We start from the raw sequence: 11,643 nt of genomic DNA, 5'->3' as shown, positions 1-11,643 counted from the left end.
TGTTAACCGGGACGGACGTCTCAATACTTATGGGATCTGGCCTTCACCGATAACCAGTACTCATGCAGGCAATAGTAAACCAGCAATTCCTGCTGCCTGGGCATTTCATTAAATGTCCGGTTCAGTTGCATATGCACCAGGTCACCTAATAGTTGATCATTTTTTTCGGGGGATCTCGATGACTGGTTAGTCCTAAACCCCTGCATCTCCCTGGCAAACAAATTCAATTTCTTTACTAAAACATCGTTCCTGCCGCCGGTAAGAACGTCTTCCAGCATAGACGTCAGGTCCGTCTTAAGCGTCCTATATTTTTGATCCAAGCTAATCCGCATTTTCTTATCAGCTTTAAATTCCAGGAGAAATCTATCCCGCATTATCGCTGCAAACTGAAGGCAATGATTAAGGTCACCCTCATACGCCGTCATGATCATTTTCCATGCGGTGATTAGCCCAAAATCAAATACAGCCAATCCAAAATCGGATTTCTGTGAAAGAAACCATAAAACCAACCGGCTTCCCTCATGAAAAATGTTTTCCGCGATCTCTATAAAATCTGCACCGTATCTTTCTATCTCCCTGTCATAAATGCTGATCTCAAATTGATGAAGTACGCTCCCTAAGCGATGCCTGATGAGCCTGTGTTGAATGGCAGCCAGTAGCTTGGCCAAAACATCATTGCTACCTTTTAAGCGCAGCCGGATATGGTGACCATCTTCATTGTACCGAATAAAAAACCAGCGTTCCAGTTGCGCCGCAAATTTTTTCGTTAGAGGGTGAATGATAATAATTAACAGCTCATCTGCCATTTCGGGAGTGCAAAACAATTTAATATACAGCCATTCGCTGCCAGGTAAAAAGCTTCGAGCAACAGGTGACTGTTTCTGCGAATTCACCATCGGTATTTCTTTATAAATTTTTTGTTTATGGCTTAGAAAAACGATGAATTGGGCAGCATAGGGATCATGACCGTTCTTGAGGGAACGATCTGGCAGTAGATATTCCGTAAGTTTAAATTTCTTTAATCCGTTAATGCATTGCATAAAGAAGTCGGCTTCAGAGGGAATGGCGAGGTCGAATACTAATTGCTGGTCGGTGTAGCCCAGAGAAACGCGGCGCGGTAGTTTATAGTTTTTCCTGAATAACCTGATCTTATCCATAACTGGTAGATCATCCTTGAATACTGAAGCCTGCACTTTGTCAGATGAAATTAACCATTTGGCCAGACTAAGAATAATATCATCGACCATCACCCTGGGATAATAATCCAGACCTGGGAAATAATATTCGGGATCAAAGTTTAAGCCGGCCTGTAAACCTTGGTATTGCAGATCACATAAAAATCTAAATACCGGCATATCATTGTGCCGATAATTAAAGGCCGTTGCCAGTCTCGGGACCACTCTCTTCTTTTCCTTTTTTGACTCCAATGTTAATTCCCCGTTATTCACGGACAACAGCAGTTCATCAGGTTTAATCAGCGAGTGCCCATCCTGCCTTGGATAAACATTTAGCGTGATAATATACGGATAGATCATCCGTCTCCGGTTGATATTATCGACGTGAGTGTGGGAAAACTGATCAATGTCAGCGAAAATGACATTAGGATTGGCCTCCTGTTCAAGAGCAGCAATCTTCCTGCATAATTGCCAGGTTGCGTCATCAAACAAGGAAAATCTTCCAACCAGGGTATTAGCGCTTACGCCCCCAGCTTGTTCGATAATCAGGTATTCAGCGGTCTTCCGGTACATCACTGATAGGCTATTTGGCAAAACCGGGATAAGATCCCTGTTGGCTATTTCTATTATATCCTCTTCCCGGATAGAAATGGGCGAGTGGTCTGGCCGTCCGGCTTGATGCCACGCGGCTAACAGGAGCCGGTGGACAGGAGACCACTCGAGTTGTTTCCCTTGAGACTTGCTGACCGGAAACTGGATACCATTCAATATGGCCTCACCTACACCGCCGGATGTTCTTGCTTCGTATAAAATGCCGGTATCCGGGTCCAGCGCTTCCAGAAGTGGGACCTTCCTGTTGCCATATTTCTTTTCAAATGCCGTTTTAAATCGGCTCAGGCTGCTATTGGCGGAGCGATGGGACAGTGCTTTTAAATAGGTTAATGCTTTGCAAAGCGTTGGCTGGTCCCCCGCATTTGCGCCGCTGTTATCAATTGTTCTTTGCAGTGCAGTGTAGAACATAGCCTTGCCCGAATTGGTATCTTGGAGATCGGTAAAATCAGGAGCCAGTTGCTCTTTTAAAAGGAGACCTTTCATCCATGATTGACGAACGTTGGTGATCAATTTATCTATACCTGCATTTTTAAGGCTGTAGGTATTGAGCGGACTTTCCGTTTCAATCATCTGACCGAGCTCGTTCGTATAACAGAGCTGTGAAGAGATCAAAAATCGGAGATAATCACGCGCTTCCTCTGCGTCACCACCAAGGAAACCGGCGATCCAGAGCAATAGATCAGGAGCTTTAACAGGGCTTTTACTTAACAAGTGCACCAGGTCTACATAAAACTTCTCCGCAGCAATCCCGTCAATTGCGTATTGATACTTTCCCTTTTCATCGGTGGTGGCCACGTAATACCGAAAATGCTTTCCTACCCGGTAAACAGTTGGATTTAACCTTAATAGGGTTTGTTCTTCCTGTAAAGGGTGATTTTTTTTTATGGCAGCAAGCCAGGCCTGATCAGGCTTTACGTGCAATAGGGTCGAGTGCTCATTGCGCAGGCGCAGCACCTGGTCGTTGCTCCAGAATACCGTCGAAAATGAAGCAAACGCCCCAAATGGTGTCGGGCGGAAACTCATGCGGTTATAGTATTTGGCCACCGAATGCCTTTCCCTGGCCGTAAGACTTTCAAACTCAAACTTTTTTGTTTCCAGCACCCCGTAGAATTCAGGGCTGGCGAGCCATAAGGCGTTTAAAAAATACTTATCCTGTAATATTTCCGGTAAACGGTCCAGGTCATAACGGCTAAAACTATAAAATGGTGCCCTTACAAAGACCTCCGGTAATAACTCAAATTCATTGTCCATCATAATTTTCAAAGGGTATACTACCCATCTCCCACTGTTTTACTATTGCCGAGGCCGCTTCCTTTGTTAAAAAAAACGACCATGCGCACTATCATCAAATTAATTGCCCCTGCCCTGCTCATTCTGCTGTTTACTTATGCTGCAGCAAGCAAGCTGTTTACTTTTGATGAGTTCAGCTGGCAGCTGCATAACCAGAATATTTCCGGCTGGCTGGCAGACTTGCTGCTATACACGCTCATCCCGGCGGAGCTGCTGATTGCGGCTTTGCTCCTACACCCGAGGACCCAACGTGTTGGGCTATTACTATCCGTGATCACACTCGCCGTATTTACGGGCTACATTCTGCTGATACTTGCCGGCGCCTGGGACAGGGTGCCTTGTTCCTGCGGCGGGGTGATCGGCCGGCTTAACTGGACCCAACATTTCTTTTTTAACCTTTTCTTTCTTGTCCTGAGTATTGCGGGGTGGCGTTTTTCCGCTATACCGGGCCATTCATTACCGACTGTTAACTGACCGACAGATAAAGGGAAAGCCGAAAACCTTGAACAGAGTAGGCACATCATGCAAAAGTTTTTGGTTCGTTTTTTAGCAAAAAAGCGTTCAGTACCATGAAAAAATTAAGTATTCGTTTCGCCCTTGCTGCTGCGATCCTGGGGATCGGCAGCGCTTATGCCGGCAATGCCAATCACTTCGCGGTGAAAAAATGGGGACTCGACCGCAGTACCGGTTTATATGTGGACGTTACCACGGCAAGCCCGTCTACTTACAGCTGTACCGGTAGTTCAGGTGTATGTACCGCGACCTACGATTCGGATGTGAACCCGAACAACCAGGCGGGTGATACCCACCCGGGCACTGCTGATCCGATCACTATTGTGAACGGTACTTTCGCTAACTGATTCCCCGTATTCATTTCCGGCCGAACGCCGCAGGTCTACCCAGCCTGCGGCTTCGTGGTATCTTCCCTCAGCGCTCATTTTGCGGGATATTGTTCAGCCGGATCTCTTCAGGCGGGATCGGGTATACATAGCGTTTGCTTTCCGGCAGCAATGTGTAGGTCTGTCCCGCTATGATTCTCGTCAGGGTGACTTTCAAACGTTCATAGCGGTTAAGCCGCCGGAGATCGGACCAGCGCTGCCCCCTCCGGAACAACTCTTTCCGTCTTTCCTCCAGTATTTTTCTTAAAGCGGCTTCCGCATCGGCTGCGGTAACCGGGTTGAATTTTCCCGCAAGCCAGCGTTTCTCCAGCAATGTATTCAGATCACTTAAGGCTCCGGCGGTCTCCCCTGCCCTTGCCCGGCATTCCGCCCGGATCAGCCAGATCTCATCGGCAGCCAGCCCCGAAAAATTAAAGATATTCCCGGTGTAACTTCCTTTGAAACGGAAGGTGCCGTCGCCAAGCGGGCGGAAGAACAACCCTTTTCGAAGATCGTCCTGATGGAAAGAATTATAAAAGGCCAGATCTGCAACCGTAGGGGAAGCAGAAGTCGCGAAAGAATAACTGTTATCTACCGCGTACCAGATCACTTCATCATTCCCGTTGGGTAGAGCCGACGGGAACGGCCGGTTAGCTGTCGGGTTCAGCGTATTATAATCGATCAGTGCAGAGCGGAGTTCCAAACAGGAATCCGCGTAACGTCCGGCGGCGGCGTAGTTTTCCATAGCGAGGTTGACGCGTGCCAGCATGCCGAAAGCGGCCGCCGTAACAGGCCGGCTCTTATATGCCGCCGTCGACGGTAATAATCGCCGGGCTTCCCGCAGGTCGGTCAGTATCCTGTCATAGGTAACTGCCAGGCTCGCTCTCGGCAATTGCCGGACGACCGGGCTGCTGAGCGGCAATGGAATGCCGGGATCGGCATCCGCCGTTTCCTGGCGGTAGGGTAATGCGAACTGCTGTGCCAGGTTGAAAAAAGCATAGGCACGGTAGAACAAGGCTGTTCCTTTAATTACATTCAGCTCTGCAGCGGCAGAAGTTGCCGGTTTCAGCTCGTTCAGGCCGTCGAGCACGATATTGGCGTAAAACACCTGCTGATATGGCCTGCTCCAGTCCAGTGCAGGTGAACCGGTAAAGATCTCCTTCGCCCAAGTATAAGAGGTGCGTTCGTAATCCTCCCCGTAGCCGTTAAAACCCGCATCGGACACGACCAGGTCGCCGTCTGCGAGTGATGTTAATGCAGGCGAGTAATTAAACACCTGGTTATTATCGAGCAAGGCCCTGAAATCCGCCGGGGTAGCCGGTACCAGTAAAGCCTTGCTGGGTTTCTTTTCCAAAAAATCCTTACCACAGCCTGCGCCCAGTGCGGCGGCAAACAGAAAGAACAAGAGGTAGTGTATAGGTTTATTCTTTTTCATCTTCAATGATTAAAAGTTTAAGCGGATACCGCCTGCGATGGTCCTCGGGGCGGGATAAGTTTGTAAAAAGTCCGGATCGATGTGGTTTTTATTGGCGCGCCAGAGGATACCCAAGTTGGCGGCATATATGTAAACCTGTAAACTGCATTTGGGCAGGAAGGTAAACTTACCCTGTGCGAAAGTATAAGATGCGGTCAGGTCCTGCAGGCGGATATGATCCCCCTTTTCCACCAACGCCGAGGAATAGGTATAAAAGTCATCGCGGGCGGAGCTCGCTGCGGCGGGAATAGACGGCACCACGGTATGCGTCTCATCACCCGGTTTCTGCCAGCGCAAGGCATAATCACCGTGTTGACCGGCAAGTCCGTAGTTGTTGCTGTAACGGATCGATGGTCGCCGGAAATAATAACCGAAACGGTAGCTGATATTCGCCGACAAGGTCCAGCTTTTATAACTGATGGTATTACGGAATGCGCCGAACCAGGTCGGGCGGGAGGAACCGTGGTACACCAGGTTTTCCGGCGTTGCCGCAACCGACATTGCGGTATAATCCTTGCTCACCTCCCCGTTCAAATAACCTCTCGGGTCGCCCGTTTCCGGGTCAAGCCCGGCGGAGGCATAACTATAGACCGCGAAAAGCGGTTTGCCCGCCAGCGGATAACTCCCTGATGCGCCCCCGAATACATAATCCTGCGGCAAGGAAGCCTGTTCATATTGCGTCACCTTCTCAGCGATATGACTGACGATCACGTTGCTGGTCCAGCTGAAAACACCGGCCAGGTTGCGCGTCTGCAGGTCAAGGTCAAAACCATGTCCGCTAGTCTGTGCCGTATTACCTGTGAAAACACTCACACCCGAGGAGGGCGGGTAAGATGTCCTGCCGATCAGGTCCGTCCCGCGCTTCAGATAAAACTCCAGTGTGCCGGAAACGCGGTGTGCCAAGGCGGCGAAGTCAAGCCCCAGGTTGATGTGCCTGATCTTTTCCCAGCGCAGCAGGGGGTTCGGCGGGTTCAGGATATCCGCGTAAGGTTGCTGGATCTGGGAATCGCTCCCGTCATAATACAAAGCCGTAGTGTAAGCGGAAAGGCTTTTATTGCTGTTCCCATTAAAACCGTAGGTAGCCCGCAGTTTCAGTTCGGGCAGCCAGCCAATATGGTAAAAACTTTCACGGCTGAGCTGCCAGGCAGCACCGGCCGACCAGAGCGGTACACCTTTTTGATTGGTCTTCACCCCGAACAGGTTGGACTGGTCTATGCGGGCACTTGCCGATAGGGTCAGCCTGCCGTCATACGTGTAGGCAGCATTGGCATACCAGGAACGGTAACGATCGGTCAGATCGGTTTCATCCATATTCAGCGGGATCGCGTTTTCCTGGAAAGGATCGTCGAAGCGCGGGAATAAAGAACGGCCGTCCACCGGCAATGAAGTCGCATGTTCCGCGTCATAGCCATAGAGACGGTAAGCGTCGGCCAGCACGTTCTGGGTACGGATCTCGTAACCCGCCAACGCATTCAGGCTGTGCTTGGCACCTAAGTTGCCGTCATAACTTAACTGTGCCCGGCCGTCATGACTGATCGTGGTGCTGTTAGACAGGTCGAGTAGGCCACCTAAAGGCACCGGCCTGACCAGGGTACCGTCATCTGCATTGACCTGCGTGAACCGGTTGATCATATCCCGCGCGGCATAACTTTCCGCGGACTGCAGGTTGCGGCCTGCCAACTGGCTGCGGTCATACTGGTAAAGCACCTGCGCCTGCAGGCCCAGCGGCAGGCGATATTTGAGGGCAGCATTGATCCGCTGGCTGTTCAGGCGGTTGCGGTTGTCTGCCAGCCGGAGTTCGTCCAGCGGACGGTAGCGCCAGTCGAGCAAGCCCTGCCCCGCCGCCTCATCGATGAACCCCAAGCGGTGATCACGCGTTAACGCCAGCGCGTTCCCGTTCTGGTCGGCCAACGCGGCGTACGGATAAATGTTCTGCCCGCGGTTCCACAGCAGGCTGCCGGGGTTGTTTTGGTCTGTCAGCGTATGCACCAGGTTCAGGCCTAAACTGAACTCCAGCTTACGGTCAAGCATCGTCCAGGTATTGTTGCCGTTCAGGGTCAAACGGTTAAAACCGTTGCCCTGCAGGTTGTCGAGGTTCCTGTCATAACCCAATGAATAATAATAGCGCTGGTTCAGGGAACCGCCGTCAAGGCTAAGGGCATACTGCTGTTTGACGGCAGGGCGGTACAGGTAATGTGAAACATCCTGACGGATATCCTGCCCGCGCAGGGCGTCGATCTGCCGGTCCGCCTCGGACTGGCTGATCTTCCCGTCACGGGCATCGATCAGGAGTTCTACTACCGGCGAAAGCGGTGGGTGGTTACCCGCGTTTTCCAAACCGGTATAATAGTCTTCGCCGAACAGCCTCTTTTCAATATCGATGTAATCCGAGGTGCTCATCCGTGGCCTATAGTACAGGTCGGGACGCTTACCAACCGTGACGTTGGTGTTCAGGCTGATCTGCATAGGTTTGTTGTTTAGTCCCCGGCGGGTGGTGATGACGATCACCCCGTTACCGGCTTTGGCGCCCCAAATGGATGCCGCTGCCGCGTCTTTGAGGATACTGATGGATTCGACGTCATTAGGATTCAGGTTCTCAATGGGTTCGTTATAAGGAAAACCGTCCACCACGATCAGCGGATCGGCATTGGACTTGATGGTGCTTTGCCCGCGGACACTGATGCGGGTACCTACGGAATTAAAGCTCAGGCCGGGAACGACATCACGCAGGCGATCGACAATATCTGTTGACACGCTTCGGTTGACCAGGTTCCTGTCCACCTGTACGAATGATCCGGTTACGCGCTCCCTTGGGATTTGCTGGTAACCTGTGGAAACCACCATGCCTTCCAGTTCAGCTGCAGCTACCTGCAGCGAAATGACCAGGGAATCGCGCAAGGGAACCGTAATGCGTTGTTCAATGGTGTTATAACCCACATAGGCGACCTTCAGTACATAGCTGCCGGCAGGCAGGTTAAAAGTAAACTGACCGGAATTTCCGGTTACAGTACGATAAGAAGTGCCGGTAATGGTGACCGAAGCGCCGGGTAAAGCCTGACCGGCATCCAATACCTTACCATTAACGGTGTATTTGCCGGCCTCCTGCGAAAAGCAGTACCGGCCGGTCAGGAGTAAGATGGCGATGATATAATATTTCATAAGGAATAGCTTAGGATTTGTTTGGGTAATCAATAATTAAACATCAGGGTTGCCGCGCGTCACGGATGACGAGCATTTCGACCGCGGCTTCTTTTTCCTCAAAAGCGAGGTCATAGACGGCCAAAGCCTTGTTTAACGTAGGCACATCGGATAAGCGGCCATCGACCGACAGGTCTACCCGCCCGGTATAGCCGGTTTGATCAACGACGGGCAAAGGCGAATTCTGCAAATACTGGTGATCCAGCCGCTTCATCAGCTGCGTCAAAGTACTATTGCGCAGCCGGGCCTTGTAAGGATCAATATCCACCAGCACCTCCCCGCCTTTGGTCGCCAGTTTATCAGAACCTGAAGTGCGGACAAGGGCAAGGCATTTCGTCTTGCGGGTTTCTACGGTGACCTCATAAGCCGGGAACAGTCGTTTAAGATCGGTTTGGATCAACGGAAAGGCTTGTAAAGAAAGACTGGGCGGCACCAATAGTTCATAACACCAGCCATTACCCTGTGCCAGCCAGTCCATGTAGGCTTGTCCGCTCAGGTGTGAGTTCAGTCGCGCAGAGTCTTTGGACAGGACAGCGATGCGTGAATCTTGGAACCAGCGCCCTTTATCGGCAAAGGCCAGGCGGCAGATCCAGACAAAGGGGACATTACGCACATTAAAACGCTGGCCGCTGCTACTGTCGAATTTGGTGACGGTCATACCGGCTTCGAGGCCGGGAATGTAGCTACTCAGCAGCGCATGGTATTTGAGGCCGGCGCCATCGCCGCCGTTACTGCCTGCCAGCAAGGGCAGCATCCCGTCGTAAGGCTGTACGATATCTTTCTTTTGTGCGAGTGTCCCGGTACCGGAAAGCATGGCTCGGATCTTCTCCGCGGTTACTTCCTTTTCCTCGGTAATGGCGCGGATAATGCCTTTAGCGTCTACCCACACATAATGCGGCAGCGCGTGGTGCGGGAACAGGCGGTGCAGCACGGTATCGCCTGTAACACCCGGCAGTTTAAGATCATGCACTTTCCGCATGGCAGACAATACGGGGGCAGCCACAACTTCGGGCTGGTAAGTGACCGGCAAGATCGTTATCCGATCACCGAAAACCTTCTGCAATGAATCCTCCACCGGCATCATAGCACGGCAGGGGGCACACCAGGTAGCCCAGAAACTGATGATCAGTAGTTTGCCGCGAAAATGAGATAAAGGCAGCTTACTGACCGGCTTGTTATTGACCCGGAAACCAGATAACCCGGTAATGGTGACGTTAGGAACCTGGTCGCCGATTTGCAGGCCTCCTTTGCCGATTTCGAGCGCGGCAGTTGATTTTGTTTTATTTGGAATGGGCTTATCCTGCGCTGGGGCCCTGAAAAAAAGGCAAAGCAGTAGCAGGAAGCTGAAATATCGCTTCATTTTGATGTATTAAGTAACCAATAAAAAAATGAAAGATGGGTGGCCTTAAACGACAAGCGGGTGCTTACCTAATACCACAGGCTAAAAAGCCGGATGAAAGTTCACTCGGGCGGGGAGATCAGCAGCAGCCAGGTATGTACAGGGTAATTAGTCATGTACGCTACCCTCCTGCCCGGTTAAATGATTGCCGGATAAAGATGGTTCTTCTCCCGACTCAGCCCCGCTTTCCTGGTGCAATGCATTGGCCGCGGCCACCAGGCTAATTAACTGATCAAAAAGCAGGGCAACTTCTTGTACATAAGCCGTCCCTTTATCTTCCAAACCTCCCTTAACGGCGAGGCGGAAAATATCCCACAGTTTCTCAACTACAAACTGATTAGGAAACAAATTGCAATATTCGATCGGTGCAAGCTTTTTACATTTGCCGATAAAAATTTGATATGAGAGATTGTTAGGTTCCAATGCATAAATATTTTACATCAGAGCCCAATCGATCGTAAAAAAGGGATGGGCTCACCACCACCTCCCTTCGTTCGACACCCAGGAGACAGTTTTTACGGCAAGACCCATCCCTCTCGCAAAATACATAAAAGTATAAAGCAAAGGGCATGGGTTTTTTAACTTACCGTCTCGCAAACTTGGGTGTCAACGAAGAGCGACGAGACTCTTTCAGTATTATAACCTTAAATTATTTCTAGCCAATAGGCTTTTATTATCTAACGCTAATATATAAATAAAAATCCTATATACAAATATAAGTTAACAAACTACCATTTTTAATATACAGATTAGCTCATTTTGTTTGATGACGAAGAGAGCCGAACTATATTCTGATAACATTACTCTAAAAAACTTAGGGGTGGTGTTAAAAGAACAACGGATGGAAAAAGGATTCTCACTCGATGACATGGTTCAGATGACGGGTTTTCCAAAATCTACAATCTTAAACATAGAGAAAGGAAGTGCAACAAATATCAGTTATTATATTGCATACGGACAAGCAGTGGATTTTTCCATTTTGGTATCCGATATTAAAATCAAATTGAAATCAAGGTATGAATTGTCGCCAGATAGAAAGAGTCGAAAGTTTCTTACCTTAAAAATAAGGTCGCTTTACAAAGAGGATTTTTTTTCGGAAAAAAAAGCTGTCCATCAAGTTATTGAAAAACTCATCAGCTTGCACAAGTTCGAAAATTCGAAAGAGTTAAGTTCTAGCGTTTCTGGAATTTTAAGAAACTTCGTTGAAGATGATCTGCTTGAACTAGTAGAAAAGAAAGGTAGAAACAACATTTACATTAAAAAAGCAAATAGTCAAAACGCTTGAAACTTTTGCCGTTCTATCCCCTTCTTCAACCCGAATAAAATGGATAGAAGTACTATTACGCTTGTCCTCTCTAAAATAATAATTACCGCTGTATTTATTTTTTTACCCATTGTTTTTCATAAACCATATCCGTTTCCTCCTTACGTATTAGGGATAGTGTTTCTGATCACGCTAATTCCGTTTACAAACCTGACGATTAAAGTGGTAGTAAATGCCGTGGTTATGGGCGCGATGATGTTAGTTTTCTTTATTCTTTAAATAGAAAATTAGGTTAATTACTTGCTTGCTAATCAAACGTAGTGAGCTAAAACAATGTTAGATTATGACTACTT

At 49.2% G+C, this 11,643-nt stretch carries 8 protein-coding genes; 3 read left to right on the top strand and 5 right to left on the bottom strand.

What is annotated here, in order from left to right; translation table 11 throughout:
- Window positions 1-20: 20 nt before the first annotated feature.
- Window positions 21-3,041 (bottom strand): lantibiotic dehydratase, encoded by a 3,021-nt coding sequence (locus tag ABD894_RS14705; RefSeq protein WP_345211812.1) that lies wholly within the window; start codon window positions 3,039-3,041, stop codon window positions 21-23.
- 78 nt (window positions 3,042-3,119) lie between these two features.
- Between ABD894_RS14705 and ABD894_RS14700 the strand changes: the two genes are divergently transcribed.
- Both ABD894_RS14700 and ABD894_RS14695 read left to right on the top strand, forming a co-directional pair.
- Window positions 3,120-3,551, top strand: a complete 432-nt coding sequence (locus tag ABD894_RS14700; protein WP_345211811.1) for a MauE/DoxX family redox-associated membrane protein — start codon at window positions 3,120-3,122, stop codon at window positions 3,549-3,551.
- Window positions 3,552-3,646: 95 nt separating this feature from the next.
- Window positions 3,647-3,937, top strand: coding sequence for a hypothetical protein (locus tag ABD894_RS14695; protein ID WP_345211810.1), 291 nt, complete (start codon window positions 3,647-3,649; stop codon window positions 3,935-3,937).
- A 67-nt stretch (window positions 3,938-4,004) separates the two neighbouring features.
- Here the strand turns inward: ABD894_RS14695 and ABD894_RS14690 are convergent, their stop codons facing one another.
- The 4 genes from ABD894_RS14690 to ABD894_RS14675 all read right to left on the bottom strand — a co-directional run bounded on the left by ABD894_RS14690 (window position 4,005) and on the right by ABD894_RS14675 (window position 10,374).
- Window positions 4,005-5,390, bottom strand: coding sequence for a RagB/SusD family nutrient uptake outer membrane protein (locus ABD894_RS14690; RefSeq protein WP_345211809.1), 1,386 nt, complete (start codon window positions 5,388-5,390; stop codon window positions 4,005-4,007).
- A 9-nt stretch (window positions 5,391-5,399) separates the two neighbouring features.
- The gene (locus ABD894_RS14685; RefSeq protein ID WP_345211808.1) at window positions 5,400-8,588 is read right to left on the bottom strand and encodes a SusC/RagA family TonB-linked outer membrane protein; all 3,189 of its coding nucleotides are present in this window, start codon (window positions 8,586-8,588) and stop codon (window positions 5,400-5,402) included.
- A gap of 43 nt (window positions 8,589-8,631) precedes the next feature.
- The gene (locus tag ABD894_RS14680; RefSeq protein ID WP_345211807.1) at window positions 8,632-9,987 is read right to left on the bottom strand and encodes a redoxin family protein; all 1,356 of its coding nucleotides are present in this window, start codon (window positions 9,985-9,987) and stop codon (window positions 8,632-8,634) included.
- Between the two features lie 147 nt (window positions 9,988-10,134).
- Window positions 10,135-10,374, bottom strand: coding sequence for a hypothetical protein (locus tag ABD894_RS14675; RefSeq protein ID WP_345211806.1), 240 nt, complete (start codon window positions 10,372-10,374; stop codon window positions 10,135-10,137).
- 418 nt (window positions 10,375-10,792) lie between these two features.
- On the opposite strand from ABD894_RS14675, the gene ABD894_RS14670 reads away from it, so the two are divergent.
- Complete coding sequence (locus ABD894_RS14670; protein ID WP_345211805.1) at window positions 10,793-11,311, top strand: helix-turn-helix domain-containing protein; 519 nt, start codon at window positions 10,793-10,795, stop codon at window positions 11,309-11,311.
- The last annotated feature ends 332 nt before the right edge of the window (window positions 11,312-11,643 follow it).

The sequence above is a fragment of the Mucilaginibacter gynuensis genome (assembly GCF_039541195.1).
In the GTDB taxonomy this organism is placed as follows: Bacteria; Bacteroidota; Bacteroidia; order Sphingobacteriales; family Sphingobacteriaceae; genus Mucilaginibacter; species Mucilaginibacter gynuensis.
The sequence above is the reverse complement of the archived record's forward strand: the minus strand, read 5'-3'. Positions and strand labels throughout refer to the sequence as shown.